Below are 20,897 nucleotides of genomic sequence, written 5' to 3'. Positions count from 1 at the left end.
GACGGCCATCGCGGGCAAGTTTCATGCCCCTTTGACGGCATTCCGACAGCCGATGGATGTCACGGTTCTGGTCCCCGGTAGATCCACGCCATGCGTGGATGAAGGGCCGCAGTAATCCTGGCCCAAAAAGAAACCCGCGCCGAAGCGCGGGTTCCGGTGTCACGGCCGAGCGGCGATGGATCAGCCGCGCAGCTGCTCCAGCGCGGCGTTGAAGGTCGCGCTCGGGCGCATCGCCTTGCTGGCCTTGGCCACGTCCGGGCGGTAGTAGCCGCCGATGTCCACGGCCTTGCCCTGCACCGCGATCAGCTCGTCAACGATCTTCTGCTCGTTGTCGGTCAGCGCCTTGGCCAGCGGGGCGAAGCGTGCCTTCAGTGCGGCGTCTTCGTCCTGCGCGGCCAGCGCCTGCGCCCAGTACAGCGCGATGTAGAAGTGGCTGCCGCGGTTGTCGATGCCACCCAGCTTGCGCGACGGCGACTTGTCGTTGTCCAGGAACTGGCCGTTGGCTTCGTCCAGCGCCTTGGCCAGCACGCGGGCTGCGGCGTTGTCGTAGCGGTTGCCCAGGTGTTCCAGCGACGCGGCCAAGGCCAGGAATTCGCCCAGCGAATCCCAGCGCAGGTAGTCCTCTTCAACGAACTGCTGCACGTGCTTCGGGGCCGAACCACCGGCGCCGGTCTCGAACAGGCCGCCACCGGCCATCAGCGGCACGATCGACAGCATCTTGGCGCTGGTACCCAGCTCCATGATCGGGAACAGGTCGGTCAGGTAGTCGCGCAGCACGTTGCCGGTCACCGAGATGGTGTCCTCGCCCTTGCGGATGCGGTCCAGCGAGAACGCGGTGGCTTCCACCGGCGGAAGGATGCGGATATCCAGGCCGCTGGTGTCGTGGTTCTTCAGGTACTGCTCGACCTTGGCGATGACCTGCGCGTCGTGGGCGCGGGCGGCATCGAGCCAGAACACGGCCGGGGTGCTGCTCAGGCGGGCGCGTTCGACGGCCAGCTTGACCCAGTCCTGGATCGGCGCGTCCTTGGTCTGGCACATGCGCCAGATGTCACCGGCTTCCACGGCGTGCTCGAACACCACGGTGCCGGCATCGTCAGTGACCTTGACCACGCCATCGGCAGCGATCTGGAAGGTCTTGTCGTGCGAGCCGTACTCTTCGGCCTTCTGCGCCATCAGGCCGACGTTCGGCACCGAACCCATGGTGGCCGGGTCGAAGGCGCCGTGCGCCTTGCAGTCGTCGATGACGGCCTGGTACACACCGGCGTAGCAGCGATCCGGAATGACCGCCTTGGTGTCCTGCAGCTTGCCTTCGGCGTTCCACATCTTGCCGGAGTCGCGGATCATCGCCGGCATCGAGGCATCGACGATCACGTCGCTCGGCACGTGCAGGTTGGTGATGCCCTTGTCCGAGTTGACCATGGCCACGCCCGGACGCTGTGCGTACTCGGCGGCGAGGTCGGCTTCGATCGCAGCGCGGGTGGCTTCCGGCAGCGACGGCAGGCGTGCGGCCAGGTCACCGATGCCGTTGTTGGCATCGAAACCCGCCTGCTTGAGCACGTCGGCGTGCTTGGCCAGCACGTCCTTGTAGAACTCGTTGACCGCCACGCCGAACATGATCGGGTCGGAGACCTTCATCATGGTCGCCTTCAGGTGCAGCGAGAACAGCACGCCCTGGGCCTTGGCATCGGCGATCTGCTCGCCGATGAAGGCGGCCAGTGCCTTGCGGCTCATGACGGCGGCGTCGACGATCTCGCCGGCCTTGACCGCGGTCTTTTCCTTCAGCACGACGGTGCTGCCGTCCTTGCCGTGGAAGGTGATCTTCAGCGAACCGGCGTTGGCCAGGGTGGCCGACTTTTCGCTGCCGTAGAAATCACCGGCGGCCATGTGCGCGACGTGCGACTTCGAATCCGAGGCCCAGGCGCCCATGCGGTGCGGGTGCTTGCGCGCATAGTTCTTCACCGACAGCGGTGCGCGGCGGTCGGAGTTGCCTTCGCGCAGCACCGGGTTCACCGCGCTGCCCTTGACCTTGTCGTAGCGCGCCTTGTAGTCGCGCTGCTGGTCGTCAGCCGGGGTTTCCGGGTAATCCGGCAGCGGATAGCCCTGGTCCTGCAGTTCCTTGATGGCCGCCTTCAGCTGCGGCACCGAAGCGGAGATGTTCGGCAGCTTGATGATGTTGGCGTCCGGGGTGGTCGCCAGCTGGCCCAGCTCGGCCAGGTCGTCGCTGACCTTCTGCGCGTCGCTCAGCAGCTCAGGGAACAGCGACAGGATGCGGCCGGACAGCGAGATGTCACGGGTTTCCACCACGATGCCGGCAGTGGCGGTGTAGGCACCAACGATCGGCAGCAGCGACTGGGTGGCCAGGAACGGTGCTTCGTCGGTCAGCGTGTAGAGGATCTTGGACATGGGGGACTTGGACTCTGTAGCAATGCTCAGGGGAAGGCCGGCGCCAGCGCCGGGCCACGTGCAACCGTGTCACTTCCCCCGCCGCCGTCAGGGTGGGCGCGCGGCGGGGAAACCCCTGCATTGTCGCGTTTTCAGCCGCGCGGGGCAAAGCCGTGCCATACGCAGCGGTACTGGACCGCTGTGTTTCGTCGTTGGCTCGCTTCCGGTCTGGAAGCTGAGGCTTGATGGCTAGTTCGACTTCGCGCTCGTGGAGGAACGCATGACCCATTCCGACAATCGCGGCCCCCACTCGGCACGCCTTGGACAGGTCAATGTCTGTGAGCGCTTGCTTTGCTGGAAGTTGCAGATGCGCAATCCCCCAACGACGGCGGCCAGGCTGGCGAGTTCATCAGCCGTCGCTGCAGAGCCGCGGATGTGCAGCGAACCGGCGCCAGACGATCCGGGTCGAACGTAGACGTCGTACCGGGTGGAACCTCCTTCCGCCCTTGCATACCCCGACACGACATATCCGCCGTCCGTGAAGCGCAGATCCGGCGTGCTTCCTGACGCAGGCTTTTCGGGGGCATCGCCCTCGTAGATCAAGGCGACTTCCCTACCTTCATACCTGATTCGGTGCAGACCAAAGTCAACGGGTGCCTCGTAGGTCACGGACATGCCTGTCGGCACGCGCAGGCAGGCGCCGTACAGAAAGTGGTCGCAGCTGTAGCTCCACAGGCTAGATTCCTGGGCCCACGAGGTGAGCGGGCACAAGAAAGCGAAGAAAACCAAAATGCGTGCAAGCATCTCAACGCTCCCGTTTTTGAACCGCCGAATCGCCTTCCACAATTCCACCGATGGTATGGCTGTCAACCACACCGGGAACCCTATTCATGATTCCGTCGCCACGTGCAGGATTGGGCAGCCCCGTCGTCTTGTCATAAAGATCATCCACACCGCCAAGATGTGACACTTCATGAGGAACAACACCCTTGTCAAATCTATCCAGGACATTGATCTCGCCCTTCTTTCCGCCCAACTCCGCGAAACTCCGTCCGCTGCGGTGGGAGGTTTCCCCGTTGACAAGCTTTATCTCATTACGGGCGGCCCGCGGAGTGCTTCCGAGTATCGCCCAATAAAAAAGGACGCAGCCTCGCGGCTGCGTCCATCGTGAGCCCTGCCGGGAGAGAGTCGGCAGGACTTACTTGACCTCGAACTCCTGCGGCGTTCCGGCCGCCTTGCCATCGACGGTGACTTCGGCGCGGTACTTGCCGGCCGGCCAGCCCTTTGCATTCTTGAACGTGACGTTGGTGGTTTCCGCGCCACTGGAGTTCAGGGTGGCGTTCTGTTCGCCGGCCACCTGGCCGTCCTGGTAGGTCAGCTTCGCGCCAACGGTGACGTTGTTGGCAGCGCCGTCGGTCTTGACCGAGACGATGACGTCATCCTTCGGTGCGAACAATGCTGTCGTCGCAACCGACTTGTCGGCGGCTGCGGTCTTGCCGACGGTGACGGCCGAGACGCTGACGGCAGCGGCTTCTGCCATCGGCGGCGGTGCGCCGGTCATCGGCGCCGGGGCCGGCTCAGCCGGCGCGGTCGCTGCCGGAGCGGCATTGCTGTCGGTCGACTCTTCCTTCTTCTTGCAACCGACCAGGGCAACGCTGCCCAGCAGGGCGGCGATCAGGGCGGTCTGGAGCGGGGTGGTCTTGATCATTCGGGGTTCCTCCCAGGGATTGTCGGACGGCGTTCGATCGCCGGCTTACTTCGGCGGCAGTTTCAGGGTCTGGCCCGGGAAGATCTTGTCCGGGTCATCAAGCACATCGCGATTGGCTTCGAAGATCTTCTTCCAGGCGTTGGCATCGCCCAGGTGCTGCTTGGCGATCTTCGACAGCGAGTCACCCTTCTGCACGGTGTAGGTGCCGCCGCTCACAACGTCGGCGGTGCTGTCCACCGAAGCGCTCACGCCGGAGAAGTCCGCCTTCGGCACCTGTTCGGCGGTACTGTCGACGCTGGCACTGACGCCGGAGAAATCGGCTTTCTTCTCGGTACTCATCCACAACTCCCGTCTGCATGACTACGTGGTTCGCACGGTGCCATGGAGGTTGTTAAATGGGGATGGTGCAGATGTGAAGCCGCCCCCGGGGGCGGCTGAACAATCGGGAGAGCCGGTGCCCGGTAGTGCCGGCCGCTGGCCGGCTGTGCCAGGGGGATCCGGCCTTGGCCGATTGCCGGCCAGCGGCCGGCACTACCCGTAACCGCCTGCGGCGGTTATTGCCGCAGTTCGCGGTAGGTCGCGGCCGGGGCAGCGATGCCGGGGCTGGCGCGCCAGGGATTGATGTCCAGGCCACCACGGCGGGTATAGCGGGCCTCCACTTCCAGCCACTGCGGCTGGCAGCGGGCGGACACTTCGCTGAAGATCCGCTCAACGCACTGCTCGTGGAACTCGGCGTGCTCGCGGTAGCTGACCAGGTAGCGCAGCAGGCCCGCGCGGTCGATCTTCGGCCCACGGTAACGCAGGCTGACCGTTGCCCAGTCCGGCTGGCCGGTGACCGGGCAGTTGGACTTCAGCAGCGACGAGACCAGGGTCTCCTCCACCACCTCGCCCGCGTCGGCAGTCAGAAAGTCCGCCTGCGGCGGGCCGTAGCAGTCGATCTCCACATCCAGCCCGTCGATGGATTCACCGAGCGGCGTCTCACGCAGGCCCGGCAGGCCGAACTCGATCTGGACCGGCGCACCGGCGCAGGCAGACAGGTCGTCGACGATGCGCGCGCGCAGTGCCTCGGCGCTGTCGATACGGGTGCTGTTGAGGGAATTCAGGTACAGCTTGAACGACTTCGATTCGATCAGGCGCGGCGAGGTGCACGGCACCTGCACGGTGGCGACGGCGACCTGCGGCTTGCCACGCGTGTCGAGCCAGCTCAGCTCGAAGGCATGCCAGCGGTCATGGCCGACGAACGGCAACGCGGCGTCGTCGAGGCCGATCTCGGCGCGGGCGCCGCTGCGGGGGATGGGAAACAGCAGGCCGGGATCGTACTGCGACGGGTAACTGACCTCGCGACCGAGGCTGGAATCCTGTGGGGTGTTCATGGGGGGCATTGTATCGCGCCAGAAGCGGGCCTTCGGCCGGGCCGGCCAACGGCGGAGCCCCTCCGTGGTGGGTGGGTCGCAGGAAGCCCCGACTCCCGGATGCGGGCCGGGCGGGTGGGGCTGGCGGGGACGCCGTGAATCCGTCCCTGGAGGCTTAGCCGCGCCATCCATGGCGCGGATACCCCGCCATCCCCACCCGCCCGGCCCCCGGACACATTTCTGCCGCCGATCCACCACGGGAAAGATCAGAAAATCAAAATCAAAAGCTGATCCTTCAGACATTCTCGATGTCTGCCCGTGTCGACCAAGGTCGACACCTACCAAAGCAGAGCGCCGTTCCGACAGTTCGCGGGAAACCGTCGAAGGCGGGGTGGGTCCGGTGGCAGGGGCGTGAGCCGCATGGATGCGGCGACCGAGGCTACAGGGACGTACTTGCGCCGTCCCCTGCCACCGGACCCGCCCCGCCAACCCACAGATAGCCGGCTTCTGCCGTTGCTCCGGCTGTTGCCTTGGCCTCTGCGGGTGCAGGGCTGCAAGCCCTGCCGGAAACCCTCACCCCGCGGGAGTACCTGCACCGTGCAGGTAATCCAGGCTCACCTGCAGCAACGCCCGCAACCCGACATCCAGCGCCTTCTCATCCAGCAGGAACTTCGGCGAATGATTCGCCGGTGCCGTCGCCGGGTCGATGCCCGCGCTGGTCGAACCGACGAAGAAGAACATCCCCGGCACTTCCTTCGCGTACAGCGAGAAATCCTCCGCGCCCATCTGCAGCGGTGGCTCGTACACGTTGTCCTTGCCCACCACCGCCTGCAGGCTCGGCAGCATCTTCGCGGTCAGCGCCGGGTCGTTCACCGTGGCCGGGTTGCCCTCCGATTCGTAGATGTCGGTCACCGCCTTCGCACCGTGCGCGGCGGCGGTGTGTTCGGCCACGTTGCGCAGGTCGGCGAAGATCTGCTGCCGCATGCCCTCGTCGAAGGTGCGGATGGTGCCGACCATCTCCACCTCGTCCGGAATGATGTTGTAGCGGATGCCGCCGTTGATCGCACCGAAGGTCAGCACCGCCGGCTGCTTGGACAGGTTCGCGCGGCGGCTGACGATGGTCTGCGCCGTGCCGACCAGGTCAGCGGTGGCGACGATCGGATCAACACCATTCCACGGCGCCGAGCCATGCGTCTGGCGACCGATCACCTTGATCCCGAAACGATCCGAGGCGGCCATCAGCGGGCCACCGCGCACCGCGATCTGCCCAGCCTGCACGCTGGAGAACACATGCAGGCCAAACACGGCTTCCGGCTTGAAATCAGCGAACAGGCCTTCCTTCAGCATCAGCGCGGCGCCACCCTCTTCCGGCGGCGGTGCGCCCTCCTCGGCCGGCTGGAAGATCAGCATCACCTGGCCCGGCAGGTCCTTCTTCATCGCGACCAGTGCTTCGGCCACGCCGAGCAGGGTGGCGGTATGCGCGTCATGGCCGCAGGCATGCATCACGCCCACCGTCTGCCCGCGGTACTGGTCAGTGGCCTTCGAGGCGAACGGCAGGCCGGTCTGCTCGGTCACCGGCAACGCGTCCATGTCGGCGCGCAGCGCGATCTTCGGGCCTGGCTTTCCGCCTTCGATGATCGCCACCACGCCGTGATGGGCGATGCCGGTCTTCGGCTTCAAGCCCATCGCACGCAGGCGCTTGGCGACCTCGGCCGAGGTGCGTGCCTCGCGGTTGGACAACTCCGGATGCTGGTGGAAGTCGCGGCGCCATTCGACCACCTTGGCCTGCAGCCGCTGCGCGGCGGCGGTCACCTCCGGGCGTTGCCCGTCCTGGGCGTGGGCAAGAGCCGGCAGGGCCAGCAGCAGGGCGGACAGCAGCAACGAACGGCGCATCACGATCTCCACGGCAGGGGGTTCCAGCTGAATGTAGGGCAACACCGCCGCTACGGGAACCTCCGCGGCCGGATCCGGTCTTAGCGCCCGTCCCATCCGTCATGCAGGAAACGTGATGTGGCGCAGGTATGCTTTGCGCATTGCCAACCGGGGCCGTGCCCCGTCCAGCCCTCTTGGAGTCCTTGAATGTCACGTGTTTGGAAGATCGTGCTGCTGGTCGTGGCGGTACTGGTGCTGGCCGTGGTCGGCCTGCGCGTACTCGGCGGGGGCAAGGACAAGGCCGGTGGCCCGGCGGCAGCTGCGCGCCAGGGCGGTGAAGACCCGGATGCCGGCCCGGTGCCGGTGACCGTGGTGGATGCGGCACGCCAGGACGTGCCGGTCTATGCCAGTGCGCTGGGTACGGTGACCGCAATGAACACCGTCACCGTCAGCCCGCAGGTTGGCGGCCAGCTGATGAGCCTGAATTTCCGCGAAGGCCAGGAAGTGAAGAAGGGCGATGTGCTGGCGGTGATCGACCCGCGCACCGCCCAGGCCAGCTACGACCAGGCGGTGGCATCCAAGCGCCAGAACGAGGCGCTGCTGGCCACCGCGCGTTCCAACTACCAGCGCTCGAACGCGCCGGAGTATCGCCAGTTCGTCGCCAAGACCGATCTGGATACACAGCGAAATCAAGTGGCACAGTACGAAAGCGCTGTCGCGGCGAACGAGGCCAGCATGCGCTCGGCGCAGGTGCAGCTGCAGTACACCAAGGTCACCGCGCCGATCACCGGCATCGCCGGCATCCGCGCGGTCGACGCCGGCAACGTGGTCAACGCCGGCACCGCGCTGGTCACGCTGACCCAGATCCATCCGATCCACGTGCTGTTCAACCTGCCCGAGCGCCAGCTCGGCGATGTGCGCCAGGCGCAGGCCGCCGGTGCGGTACCCGTCGCGGCACTGGACCGCGCCGATTCGCACGTGCTGTCCGGCGACGGCAAGCTTGACGTGGTCGACAACCTGATCAGTGCCGACAGCGGCACGTTCAAGGCGCGCGCGATCTTCGACAACACCGACAACGGCCTGTGGCCGGGCCAGTTCGTCAACGTGCGCATGCAGCTGCGCACGATTGCCGGTGGCGTGGTCATTCCGACCCAGGCGGTGCTGCGTGGCCCGGACGGCGAGTACGTCTATGTGGTGCAGGGCGACAACACGGTGAAGATGCAGACCGTGCGCAGCGGCGTGGAAGTGGGTGACAGCCAGGTGCAGATCGCCGAGGGCCTGAAGGGCGGCGAGCGGGTGGTCAGTGAAGGCCAGTTCCGCTTGAAGCCGGGCAGCAAGGTCACCGCGCTGAAGCCGGGCGAAACCCCGGCGGTGCCGAGCGAAGCCGAGCTGAAGGCCGCCGAGCAGAAGAACGGCGGCGGTGGCCGTCGTGGCGGCGGCCCGCGCTGAGCGCAGGCTACCGACCTCCCTCGCGCCGGCAAGCCTGCCGGCGCCGACATTGAAGTGCCAGCAAGGATCAGTCCGTGGGCTTTTCGACGATCTTCATCCGCCGCCCCATCGCCACCTCGCTGCTGATGGCGGGCCTGTTGCTGCTGGGCATCCTCGGTTACCGCAAGCTGCCGGTGTCGGCGCTGCCGGAAATCGATGCGCCCAGCCTGGTGGTCACCACCCAGTACCCCGGCGCCAACGCCACCACCATGGCCTCGCTGGTCACCACGCCGCTGGAGCGCCAGTTCGGGCAGATCTCCGGGCTGGAGCTGATGACCTCCGACTCGTCGGCCGGGTTGTCCACGATCATCCTGCAGTTCTCGATGGACCGGAACATCGACATTGCCGCGCAGGACGTGCAGGCGGCGATCCGCCAGGCCACCCTGCCCTCGTCGCTGCCCTACCAGCCGGTCTACAACCGGGTGAATCCGGCCGACGCGGCCATCGTTACCCTGAAACTGACCTCTGACACGCGCCCGCTGCGCGACGTCAACAACTACGCCGACTCGATCCTGGCCCAGCGACTGTCGCAGGTGCAGGGCGTGGGCCTGGTCTCGATCGCCGGCAACGTGCGCCCGGCCGTGCGCATCCAGGTCAATCCGGCGCAGCTGTCGAACATGGGCCTGACCCTGGAACAGCTGCGCAGCGCGCTGACCCAGGCCAACGTCAACGCGCCGAAGGGTTCGCTGAACGGCAAGACCCAGTCCTACAGCATTGGTACCAACGACCAGCTCACCAGTGCCGCCGAGTACCGCGACACCATCATCAGCTACAAGAACGGACGTCCCGTGCGTTTGTCCGACGTGGCCGAAGTGGTTGATGGCGTGGAGAACGACCAGCTGGCCGCCTGGGCCGATGGCAAGCCGGCGGTGCTGCTGGAAGTGCGCCGCCAGCCCGGCGCCAACATCGTGCAGACCGTCGAGCGCATCCGCGCGATCCTGCCGCAGCTGCAGGGCGTGCTGCCAGCCGACGTGCACCTGGAGATCTTCAACGACCGTACCGAGACCATCCGCGCCTCGGTGCATGAGGTGCAGTTCACCCTGATCTTGACCATCGGACTGGTGGTGGCGGTGATCTTCGTGTTCCTGCGCCGCCTGTGGGCCACGATCATTCCCTCGGTGGCGGTGCCGTTGTCGCTGGCCGGCACCTTCGCGGTGATGGCCTTTGCCGGCATGTCGCTGGACAACCTCTCGCTGATGGCGCTGGTGGTGGCCACCGGCTTCGTGGTCGACGATGCGATCGTGATGATCGAGAACATCGTGCGTTACATCGAGCAGGGCAAGAGTGGCAAGGAAGCGGCCGAAATCGGTGCGCGCCAGATCGGCTTCACCGTGCTGTCGCTGACCGTTTCGCTGGTGGCGGTGTTCCTGCCGCTGCTGCTGATGCCCGGCGTCACCGGCCGCCTGTTCCACGAGTTCGCGTGGGTGCTGAGCATCGCCGTCGTGCTGTCGATGCTGATCTCGCTGACGCTGACCCCGATGATGTGCGCCTACCTGCTCAAGCCCGACGCCTTGCCCGAAGGCGAGGACGCACATGAGCGTGCGGCGGCGGCCGGCAAGCAGAACCTGTGGACGCGCACCGTCGGCCTGTACGAGCGCAGCCTGGACTGGGTGCTGGACCACCAGCGCCTGACCCTGGCCGTGGCCGGCGGCGCACTGGTGCTGACCGTGCTGCTGTACGTGCTGATTCCCAAGGGCCTGCTGCCCGAACAGGACACCGGCCTGATCACCGGCGTGGTCCAGGCTGACCAGAACATCGCCTTCCCGCAGATGGAGCAGCGCACCAAGCAGGTGGCCGAAGCGCTGCGCCAGGACCCGGACGTGACCGGCGTGTCAGCCTTCATCGGCGCGGGCAGCATGAACCCCACGCTCAACCAGGGCCAGCTGTCGATCGTGCTGAAGGAACGCGGCGAGCGCGACGGCCTGGACAAGATCCTGCCGCGCCTGCAGAAGGCGGTGGCCGGTATTCCGGGCGTGGCCCTGTACCTGAAGCCGGTCCAGGACGTGACCCTGGATACCCGCGTGGCCGCCACCGAGTACCAGTACTCGCTGTCGGACGTCGATCCGGCGACCGTGGCCACCCAGGCCACACGCCTGACCGAAGCGCTGCGCAAGCGCCCGGAACTGGCCGACGTCGACAACAACCTGTCCAACCAGGGCCGCGCGCTTGAACTGAACATCGACCGCGACAAGGCCAGCGTGCTGGGCGTGCCGATGCAGACCATCGACGACACCCTCTACGATGCGTTCGGCCAGCGCCAGATCTCGACCATCTTCACCGAACTCAACCAGTATCGGGTTGTGCTGGAAGTGGCGCCGGAGTTCCGCACCAGCACCGCGCTGATGGAACAGCTGGCCGTTGCCTCCAATGGTGCCGGTGCACTGACCGGCACCAATGCCACCAGTTTCGGCCAGGTCACCTCGTCGAACTCATCGACGGCTACCGGCATCGGCGCGCAGAACACCGGCATCACCGTCGGCGCGGGCAGCATCATTCCGCTGTCGGCACTGGCCGAAGGCAAGGTCAGCAGTGCACCGCTGGTGGTCAGCCACCAGCAGCAGCTGCCGGCAGTGACGGTCTCGTTCAACGTGGCGCCGGGCTATTCGCTGTCCGAAGCCGTGCGTGCAATCCAGGAGACCAAGGACAGCCTGGACATGCCCACCCACCTGCATGCCGAATTCATCGGCAAGGCCGCCGAATTCACCGGCAGCCAGACCGATGTGGTGTGGCTGCTGCTGGCCTCGCTGGTGGTGATCTACATCGTGCTGGGCGTGCTCTACGAGAGCTACATTCACCCGATCACGATCATCTCCACGCTGCCGCCGGCCGGTGTCGGCGCGCTGCTGGCACTGATGCTGTGCGGGCTGAGCCTGTCGGTGGATGGCATCGTCGGCATCGTGCTGCTGATCGGCATCGTCAAGAAGAACGGCATCATGATGGTGGACTTCGCGATCGAGGCGCGCCGCGCCGGCGCCAACGCGCATGAAGCGATCCGCCGCGCCTGCCTGCTGCGCTTCCGCCCGATCATGATGACCACCGCCGCGGCCATGCTCGGCGCGCTGCCGTTGGCACTGGGCACCGGCATCGGTTCGGAACTGCGCCGCCCGCTGGGCATCGCCATCGTCGGCGGCCTGCTGCTGTCGCAGCTGGTGACCCTGTACACCACGCCGGTGATCTACCTGTATATGGAGCGCTTCTCCGAATGGCTGGCCCGCCGCCGCGAGCAGCGCGCACTGCGCGACGGTTCGCTGCAGGAGCCGCAGGCATGATCCACGCCCCGCTGCCGCGGGGGGCCGCACGATGAACCTGTCCGGCCCCTTCATCCGCCGCCCGATCGGCACCGCGCTACTGGCCATCGGCCTGTTCATGGTCGGCCTGATCTGCTACCTGCGGCTGGGCGTGTCGGCGCTGCCGAACATCGAGATCCCGGTGATCTTCGTGCACGCCAGCCAGTCCGGTGCCGATGCGGCAACCATGGCCTCCACGGTCACCGCGCCGCTGGAACGTCATCTCGGCCAGCTGCCGGGCATCGACCGCATGCGCTCGTCGAGCTCGGAAGGCAGCTCGCTGGTGTTCATGATCTTCCAGAGCGGCCACAACATCGATTCGGCGGCACTGGACGTACAGACCGCGATCAACTCGGCACAGGCCGACCTGCCTTCGGGCATGGGCTCGCCGATGTACCAGAAGGCGAACCCGAACGACGACCCGGTGATCGCCATCGCGCTCACCTCGCAGACGCAGTCGGCCGATGAGCTGTACAACGTGGCCGACTCGCTGCTGGCGCAGCGCATCCGCCAGATCAGCGGTGTTGCTTCGGTCGACATCGCCGGTGCCTCGACGCCGGCGGTACGCGTGGACGTCAACCTGCGCCTGATGAACGCACTCGGCCTGACCGCCGACGACCTGCGCAACGCCGTGCGCGCGGCCAACGTGACCTCGCCCACCGGCTTCCTCAGCGATGGCAACACCACCACCGCGATCATCGCCAACGATTCGGTGGCACGCGCCGCCGACTTCGCCGACCTGGTGGTCAAGACCCAGGGCGATGGCCGGGTGATCCGGCTGAAGGACATCGCCAACGTCTACGACGGCCAGCAGGATGCCTACCAGGCGGCGTGGTTCGACCACAAGCCGGCGGTGGTGATGTACGTGTTCACCCGCGCCGGCGCCAACATCGTGGAGACCGTGGACCGGGTCAAGGCACAGATTCCCGCCCTGCGCGACTATCTGCAGCCGGGTACAACGATGACGCCGTACTTCGACCGTACGCCGACCATCCGCTCGTCGCTGCATGAAGTGCAGATCACTCTGCTGATCAGCCTGGCGATGGTGGTGCTGACCATGGCGCTGTTCCTGCGCCGGCTGGCACCCACGCTGATCGCCGCAGTGACCGTGCCGCTGTCGCTGGCCGGTGCCGCGCTGGTGATGTACGTGATGGGTTTCACCCTGAACAATCTGAGCCTGCTGGCGCTGGTGATCGCGATCGGCTTCGTGGTCGACGATGCGATCGTGGTGATCGAGAACATCATGCGCCACCTCGACGAAGGCATGCCGCGCATGCAGGCAGCGCTGACCGGCGCGCGCGAGATCGGCTTCACCATCGTCTCGATCACCGCCTCGCTGGTGGCGGTGTTCATCCCGCTGCTGTTCGCCAGCGGCATGATGGGCGCGTTCTTCCGCGAGTTCACCGTCACCCTGGTGGCGGCCATCGTGGTCTCGATGATCGTCTCGCTGACCCTGACCCCGGCGCTGTGCAGCCGCTTCCTCAGCGCCCACGACCACACGGCGCCGCCGTCGCGCTTCGGCCGTTGGCTGGATGCCGGCCACGAGCGCATGCTGCGCATCTACACCGTGTTCCTGGATTTCTCTCTGCGCCATGCGCTGCTGCTGTCGCTGACGCCGCTGCTGCTGATCGGTGCCACCGTCTTCCTGTTCGGCGCGGTGAAGAAGGGCGCGTTCCCGCCGCAGGACACCGGCCTGATCTGGGGCCGCGCCAACTCCAGCGCCACCGTATCCTTCGAGGACATGGTCGCCCGCCAGCGCCGCATCACCGACATGCTGATGGCCGACCCGGCGGTGAAGACCGTGGGTGTGCGCCTGGGCAGCGGTCGCCAGGGCTCCAGCGCACAGTTCAACGTCGAGCTGAAATCACGCAAGGAAGGCCGCCGCGAAACCACCGCACATGCCCTGGCGCGACTGAGCGCCAAGGCCGACCGCTACCCCGACCTGCAGCTGCGCCTGCGCGCGATCCAGGATCTGCCCAGCAACGATGGCGGCGGTTCCAGCCAGGGCGCGCAGTACCGCATCTCGCTGCAGGGCAACGACCTGGCATCGCTGCAGGAATGGCTGCCCAAGCTGCAGGCGGAGCTGAAGAAGAACCCCAAGCTGCGCGATGTCGGTACCGACGTGGACAACGCCGGCCTGCGCCAGAACATCCAGATCGACCGCGCCAAGGCCGCACGCCTGGGCATCACCGTGGGTGCCATCGACGGTGCGCTGTACGGTGCGTTCGGCCAGCGCCAGATCTCCACCATCTATTCGGACATCAACCAGTACAGCGTGGTGGTCAACGCCCTGCCCTCGCAGACCGCCACCCCCGCCGCGCTGGACGAGGTGTACGTGCGTGCGCGCAACGGCGACATGGTGCCGATCACCGCGGTGGCCACGCAGATGCCCGGCCTGGCCCCGTCGCAGATCACCCACGAGAACCAGTACACGACGATGGACCTCAGCTACAACCTGGCTCCGAACGTGAGCATGGGTGAGGCCAAGGCGATCATCGACGCGACCGTGGCCGGCATGCGCATGCCCGGTGACATCCGCCTGGCCGATGATGCGGGCTTCGGCTTCAACTCCGACCCCAGCGACATGCTGATCCTGGTGTTTGCCGCGATCCTGACCGTGTACCTGGTGCTGGGCATGCTGTACGAGAGCCTGATCCACCCGGTCACCATCCTGTCCACGCTGCCGGCGGCGGGCGTAGGTGCGCTGCTGGCGTTGTTCGGCACCAATACCGAACTGTCGGTGATCTCGATGATCGCGCTGGTGCTGCTGATCGGCATCGTCAAGAAGAACGCGATCATGATGATCGACTTCGCGCTGGTGGCGCAGCGCGAGCACGGGCTGGCGCCCCGCGACGCCGCCCGCGAGGCCAGCATCGTGCGCTTCCGCCCGATCATGATGACCACGATGGTGGCGATCCTGGCTGCTGTGCCGCTGGCGATCGGCCTCGGCGAAGGGTCCGAGCTGCGGCGTCCGCTGGGTATCGCGATGATCGGCGGCCTGCTGTTCTCGCAGAGCCTGACCCTGCTCAGCACGCCGGCGCTGTACGTGATCTTCTCGTGCCTGGCCGAGCGCTGGCGCGCACGTCGCGCACGCAGGCGCGAAGCGAAGCTGCTCAAGCGCGCGCAACGGGCGTAGAAGGGCCCTTCCACGCAGGGCGTGGATCTACTGGTAGCGCCGGCCGCTGGCCGGCGTTCTCCGTACAGCCAATCTGCCGGCCAGCGGCCGGCACTACCGTGGGAGCGGATGGTGGGTACGGACCGTGAGCGCGGACCGTGGGTGCGGACCGTGGGCACGGATGGTGGGTGCGGACCGTTGGTCCGCATACCTCCGGGTTTGACGTGCCGTAACGAAAAGAGAACAATTCTCATCCAGCCATGGTCCTGCGCCCCTTCGCGGCGCCCCGCTGCCATCTCCGGCCAGCCTGCGTGATCCCAGCCACTGCCCCTTCCCCCACCCGTGGGCGGATGGCCTGTGGCCGTCCGTCGAGGACCACCATCGATGCTGCCTTCCCGTTCCCCCCGCCTGGCCCTGCTGGCCATCGCCCTGTCAGCCGCCTGCGCTGCCCATGCCGAAGCGCCGGCCGTCAGCCGTAACGCCACCGATCTGGATGCGGTGAAGGTCACCGCCGAACGCACCCATACCGACGCTGGCGCACTGGGCGACCGCGCCCTGCGCGACACTCCGTTCGCGATCACCGCTGTTGGCCGCGAGCAGATCGAGCAGCGCCAGGTGGTCTCGCTGGGCGAAGCCTTCCTGCTCGACCCTTCGGTCAGCACCCAGGTCAGCGCCTATGCCAGTGGCTGGAGCTCGCCCATCCGCAACCGCGGTCTGGAGCTGAACTACGACAGCTACCGGGTCAATGGCCTGCAGGTCTCTTCCTGGGGCACCGAATGGCCGCTGGAAGTGATGGAACAGGTCGATCTGCTGAAAGGCCCGGGCGGATTCCTGTATGGCTTCGGCACCCCCGGCGGCATCGTCAACTACATCACCAAGAAGCCGACGGACACGCCCACCTTCTCCGCCCAGCTGGGCTGGCGCGAACAAGGCATCGTCAGCGGCGGCATCGACGTTGGCGGCCGCTTCGGCAACGAGCAGATGTTCGGCTACCGCTTCAACGCCTTCCAGGAAAAAGGCGAGACCTTCAATGGCGGACACGTCGATCGCAAGGTGGGCGCACTGTCGCTGGACGCGCGCCTGAGCGATGCGCTTACCTGGACCTTCGACGGTGTGTTCCAGTCGCGCGACCTGCGCGAGGAATCGCCGCAGTACTACTTCCGTGGCCTGACCTCGTTGCCGCGGCCGATCGCCGGAGATACCGACAACAGCGTGCCCGGCACCTACTACGACACACGCTCCAGCCTGCTGTCGACCGGCTTGAACTGGCAGATCAACAGCGACTGGAAAGCCAGCCTGAGTTACGGCGTCACCACCTCGTGGAATGACGTCAACAAGATCTTCGCCTACATCGACGATCTCAACGGCGACTACGACGTCAACGTCTACGAACTGGGTGGCAAGAGCGAGTGGAAGCTGGCCCAGGCGATGCTGCAGGGCAGCTTCCGCACCGGCCCCCTTCAGCATCAGGTGGTGGCGGGCATCAGCCACCAGACCGGACTGGGCTGGGACCGCCCCTACGAGTGGAACCTGATTGGCCGCGCCAACCTGTACCAGCGCCATGCCATCCGCCACGACGCCGTTGGTTCGCGGGTGATGACCCGCGGCGACGAGACGGTGCAGCAGGCGGTGTTCGCAAGCGATACGGTGAACCTCGGCAGCGGCTGGTCGGTGCTGGCGGGCTGGCGCTACAACGACTTCGAAACCAAGGGGCGGTACCACACCTACCCGGTCACCCCGACCTACGCCGTGATGTTCAAGCCCAGCGAGGCGGTCACCCTCTACGCCAGCTACATCGAGTCGCTCGAAGCGGGCAGCCGCGTAGGCAACAGCTACATCAACGCCGGTGACGTGCTCGATCCCACCATCAGCAAGCAGTACGAGATCGGGGCCAAGGTCGAAGCGGCGCGTTGGAATGCGAACGTGGCCGCGTTCCGGCTGGAACGTGGTGCCAACATCGATGAGCTCACGCCGGCCGGCAAGCGCCTGGTGCAGGACGGCATCACGCTGTACGAAGGCATTGAAGCCAGTGCCGACCTGCACCTCAACGATGCACTGACCGTCGGCGGCGGCGTCACCTGGCTGGATCCGACCTACGACAAGCTGTCCCCGGGCAGCGCCGCACAGGAAGGCAACCGTACCGCCGGTGCTGCGCGCTGGAGCGGCGTACTGCACGCCACCTACCAGCTGCCGTGGGTAGACGGCTTGGAGACCTATGCCGCCGTGCGCTACTACGGCGATGTCTGGTACGACGCCGACAACACCCTGAAGCTGCCTGACTACACGCTGGTGAATGCAGGCATCGGCTATCGCCTGCTGGCGTCCGGCCATCCGGTGACCCTGCGTGCCAGCGTCGAGAACCTGGCCAACCGGAAGTACTGGTCCAACGCCGGCGCCGGCCTGCCGCGCACGTTCGCGGTGAGCGTGCGCTGGGAGATGTAAGGTGCCGGTCCCCGCCGTCCATGCGGACGACGGGCCCGCACATGGACGGTGGGTGCGGACCGTTGGTCCGCACTCCATATTTCACCCCGCACCCGCAATAATGGTGGGAGACCCTTCCACCGAGCCTGCATGCCCGCCCGCGAATCCCGCCTCAGCCGCCTGTGGGCCCACGAAAAGGCCAGTTATGGCCTTCGGGTGTTCATCGCCCTGACCGCAGCGCTTGCCGTGTGCTGGCAGCTGGACGCGCTCACTGCCCTGCCCGGCGTGTTCCTCGGCATCATCGCCAGCGCCATCGCCGAGACCGATGACAACTGGTGGGGCCGTACCAAGGCGGTACTGCTGTCGCTGCTGTGCTTCTGCCTCGCCGCCGCTTCGGTGATCTGGCTGTTCCCCTGGCCATGGATCTTCATCGGCGCGCTGGCGCTGTCCACCTTCGGGTTGACCCTGCTGGGTGCGCTCGGCGAGCGCTATGCGTCCATCGCCCAGGCCACGGTAACGCTGGCGATCTACACCATGATCGGGCTGGAGCAGCATGGCGCCAGCGACCTGCACAGCGCGCTGGACGCGGTCAGCCACCTGCTGGCCGGTGCGGTCTGGTACGGCCTGCTGTCGATCCTGTGGACCGCACTGTTCGCCAACCGTCCGGTACGCGAACGCGTGGCGCGACTGTACGTTGAACTGGGCCGCTACCTGCAGTTGAAGGCAACACTGTTCGAGCCGGTGCGCGAGGCCGACCTGCAGCGTCGCCAGCTCGACCTGGCCGAACAGAACCGGCGCGTGGTCGGTGCGCTCAACGAAGCCAAGACCGCGATCCTGGCCCGCTTCGGCCGCTCCGGGCGGCCGGGCGTCAATTCCGGCCTGTACCTGCGCCTGTACTACATGGCGCAGGATTTCCACGAGCGCGCCAGCTCCTCGCATTACCCGTACGGCGCGCTGGTCGATGCCTTCTTCCACAGCGACGTGCTGTACCGCTGCCAGCGCCTGCTCGACCTGCAGGGCCAGGCCTGCGCGCGACTGGGCGAGGCGATCCGCCTGCGCCGTCCGTTCGTGTATGGCGAAAGCAACCAGCAGGCCGGGCGCGACCTGGCCGATGCGCTGGCCTATCTGCGCGACCAGCAGCGGCCGCAGTGGCAGCGACTGCTTGGCTCGCTGGATCTGCTGGTGCACAACCTGCGCAGCATCGAGCGCCGCCTGCTGGATGCCGAGCGCTCCGAGGCCAGCCTGGACAACGTCGATACCCGCCTGCGCGACAGCAACCCGCACACCCTGCGCGAGATGGGCGTGCGCGTGCGCCAGCAGCTCACGCCCGGCTCGGTCCTGTTCCGCCACGGCCTGCGCATGGCATTGGCCCTGATCGCCGGCTTCGCGGCAATCCGCTTGTTCAATGCACAGAACGGCTCGTGGGTGCTGCTGACCATCGTGTTCGTGTGCCGCCCCAACTTCGGCGCGACCCGCCAGCGCCTTGCACAACGCATCGTCGGCACCGTGGCCGGCCTGGTGCTGACCTGGGCACTGCTGCAGCTGTTCCCGCAACTGCACGTGCAGCTGCTGATCGCGCTGCTGTCGGCGCTGCTGTTCTTCTTCACCCGCACCGACCGCTACCTGGTGGCGTCGGCGGCGATCACGGTGATGGCCCTGACCTGCTTCAACCTGATCGGCGACGGCTTCGTGCTGATCGTGCCGCGCATGGTCGATACGCTGCTGGGTTGTGCGATCGCCGCCGCGGCCGCCTTCCTGATCCTGCCCGACTGGCAGGGCCGGCAGCTGCATCTTGTGCTGGCGCGGGTGCTGGACACCGCCGCGCGCTATCTGGATTCGGTGCTGGGCCAGTACCGCAGCGGCATGCGTGACGATCTGGCCTACCGCATCGCCCGCCGCGACATGCACAACGCCGACGCCGCGCTGTCCACCGCGTTGTCGAACATGCTGCGTGAGCCCGGCCATGTGCGCCGCAATCTGGATGCCGGCTTCCACTTCCTGGCGCTGTCCAACACACTGCTCGGGCACCTGTCGGCGCTGGGTGCGCACCGCGACCAGGTGGACAGCTACGCCGGCGATCCGCTGGCGCTGGCTGCCGGTGAGCGCGTGCGCAAGGCGCTGCAGCAGCTGGCGACGGCCCTGACCGCTCGGCAGCCGGTCGCGGAAGAGGACAATGATGCCGACCGCGCGGTGGCCGCCGAACTGGAACAGATCGACGAGGCGATGCCGCCGAAGCTGCAGCTGATCCGCACGCAGATGGCGCTGGTGCTGCGGATGCTGCCGAAGGTGCGGGCGGCGGCGAATAAAGCGGTGCGCAGCCTGACCTGATCCCTCATCGCTGGTCGGACATTCCATCCACGCATGGCGTGGATCTACTGCATCGCGTGCAACCGTGCGTTGCGTATGGCGATGCATCCCGATCACGTTCCCGCGCGGATACTGGGTGATCCCCTGCCCCGGATTCCTCCATGAAGATCGAACTCACCGGCCGTACCGCGCTGGTCACCGCCTCCACCGCCGGCATCGGCCTGGCGATTGCCCAGGGCCTGGCCAACGCGGGCGCGCGGATCATTCTCAACGGCCGCAGCACCGACAGCGTCGAACGCGCCCGCCAGCGCCTGCTCGCCGCCGTTCCGGGTGCCGACGTGCTCGGCGTGGCCGCCGACCTCTCCGATGCGGCCGGCGTCGACACGCTGCTGGCAGGCCTGCCCAAGGTCGACATCCTGGTCAACAACGCCGGCATTTTCGGCCCCGAGGACTTCTTCGAGACCGAAGACGCGACCTGGGAACGTTACTGGCAGACCAACGTGATGTCCGGCGTGCGCCTGTCGCGGGCACTGCTGCCGGCGATGGTCGATGCCGGCTGGGGTCGCGTGCTGTTCATCTCGTCCGAATCGGCACGCAACATTCCGGCCGACATGATCCACTACGGTGTCAGCAAGACCGCGCAGCTGTCGCTGTCGCGCGGCCTGGCCAAGCGCGTGGCCGGCAGCGGCGTCACCGTCAACGCGGTGCTGCCCGGCCCGACCCTGTCCGACGGTTTCGCGGCGATGTTCGAAGATGAACGCCAGCGCAGCGGCAAGCCACTGGAGCAGATCGGCCGCGAGTTCGTGATGGCTCACCGGCCGTCTTCGGTGATCCAGCGCACCGCCACGGTCGAGGAAGTGGCCAACATGGTGGTGTACCTGGCCTCGCCGCAAGCCTCGGCGACCTCGGGTGCGGCGCTGCGCGTGGATGGCGGCGTGGTCGACGATATCGTCTGAGACCTATCA

The 20,897-nt window shown here is 66.7% G+C and carries 13 protein-coding genes; 6 read left to right on the top strand and 7 right to left on the bottom strand.

Going from position 1 to position 20,897, the window contains the following annotated elements:
- Positions 1 to 180 precede the first annotated feature (180 nt).
- The 7 genes from ACMZ91_RS04430 to ACMZ91_RS04400 all read right to left on the bottom strand — a co-directional run bounded on the left by ACMZ91_RS04430 (position 181) and on the right by ACMZ91_RS04400 (position 7,335).
- Entirely contained in the window at positions 181 to 2,403 is a 2,223-nt protein-coding gene (locus tag ACMZ91_RS04430) for an NADP-dependent isocitrate dehydrogenase (RefSeq protein ID WP_049463298.1), read from the bottom strand.
- A 228-nt stretch (positions 2,404 to 2,631) separates the two neighbouring features.
- Positions 2,632 to 3,186 (bottom strand): hypothetical protein, encoded by a 555-nt coding sequence (locus tag ACMZ91_RS04425; protein WP_223224701.1) that lies wholly within the window; start codon positions 3,184 to 3,186, stop codon positions 2,632 to 2,634.
- A gap of 1 nt (position 3,187) precedes the next feature.
- Entirely contained in the window at positions 3,188 to 3,418 is a 231-nt protein-coding gene (locus ACMZ91_RS04420) for a hypothetical protein (protein WP_134951482.1), read from the bottom strand.
- Between the two features lie 162 nt (positions 3,419 to 3,580).
- On the bottom strand, positions 3,581 to 4,090 hold the full coding sequence (locus ACMZ91_RS04415) for a hypothetical protein (protein WP_049401650.1): 510 nt from the start codon (positions 4,088 to 4,090) through the stop codon (positions 3,581 to 3,583).
- Between the two features lie 45 nt (positions 4,091 to 4,135).
- A complete protein-coding gene (locus ACMZ91_RS04410) occupies positions 4,136 to 4,429 on the bottom strand; it encodes a LysM peptidoglycan-binding domain-containing protein (protein ID WP_049401651.1) in 294 nt (97 codons plus the stop codon).
- Positions 4,430 to 4,644: 215 nt separating this feature from the next.
- The gene (gene queF, locus ACMZ91_RS04405; protein ID WP_132810899.1) at positions 4,645 to 5,463 is read right to left on the bottom strand and encodes an NADPH-dependent 7-cyano-7-deazaguanine reductase QueF; all 819 of its coding nucleotides are present in this window, start codon (positions 5,461 to 5,463) and stop codon (positions 4,645 to 4,647) included.
- A gap of 552 nt (positions 5,464 to 6,015) precedes the next feature.
- Positions 6,016 to 7,335: a M20 family metallopeptidase gene (locus ACMZ91_RS04400; protein ID WP_414578148.1), complete on the bottom strand. Its 1,320-nt coding sequence runs from the start codon at positions 7,333 to 7,335 to the stop codon at positions 6,016 to 6,018.
- 186 nt (positions 7,336 to 7,521) lie between these two features.
- Here ACMZ91_RS04400 and ACMZ91_RS04395 point away from each other — a divergent pair, with 186 nt between their 5' ends.
- From ACMZ91_RS04395 to ACMZ91_RS04370, 6 genes are all read left to right on the top strand, one after another.
- Positions 7,522 to 8,763 (top strand): efflux RND transporter periplasmic adaptor subunit, encoded by a 1,242-nt coding sequence (locus tag ACMZ91_RS04395; protein WP_049461638.1) that lies wholly within the window; start codon positions 7,522 to 7,524, stop codon positions 8,761 to 8,763.
- Between the two features lie 74 nt (positions 8,764 to 8,837).
- Positions 8,838 to 12,071 (top strand): efflux RND transporter permease subunit, encoded by a 3,234-nt coding sequence (locus ACMZ91_RS04390; RefSeq protein WP_100437674.1) that lies wholly within the window; start codon positions 8,838 to 8,840, stop codon positions 12,069 to 12,071.
- Between the two features lie 31 nt (positions 12,072 to 12,102).
- A complete protein-coding gene (locus ACMZ91_RS04385) occupies positions 12,103 to 15,225 on the top strand; it encodes an efflux RND transporter permease subunit (RefSeq protein ID WP_049461640.1) in 3,123 nt (1,040 codons plus the stop codon).
- 363 nt (positions 15,226 to 15,588) lie between these two features.
- Complete coding sequence (locus ACMZ91_RS04380; RefSeq protein ID WP_248858381.1) at positions 15,589 to 17,646, top strand: TonB-dependent siderophore receptor; 2,058 nt, start codon at positions 15,589 to 15,591, stop codon at positions 17,644 to 17,646.
- Positions 17,647 to 17,775: 129 nt separating this feature from the next.
- Complete coding sequence (yccS, locus tag ACMZ91_RS04375) at positions 17,776 to 19,953, top strand: YccS family putative transporter (protein ID WP_149908981.1); 2,178 nt, start codon at positions 17,776 to 17,778, stop codon at positions 19,951 to 19,953.
- Positions 19,954 to 20,093: 140 nt separating this feature from the next.
- On the top strand, positions 20,094 to 20,888 hold the full coding sequence (locus ACMZ91_RS04370; RefSeq protein ID WP_049461643.1) for an SDR family NAD(P)-dependent oxidoreductase: 795 nt from the start codon (positions 20,094 to 20,096) through the stop codon (positions 20,886 to 20,888).
- Positions 20,889 to 20,897: the final 9 nt, after the last annotated feature.

This window comes from Stenotrophomonas sp. FR024, from assembly GCF_047500745.2.
GTDB lineage: Bacteria > Pseudomonadota > Gammaproteobacteria > Xanthomonadales > Xanthomonadaceae > Stenotrophomonas > Stenotrophomonas maltophilia_A.
The sequence above is the reverse complement of the archived record's forward strand: the minus strand, read 5'-3'. Positions and strand labels throughout refer to the sequence as shown.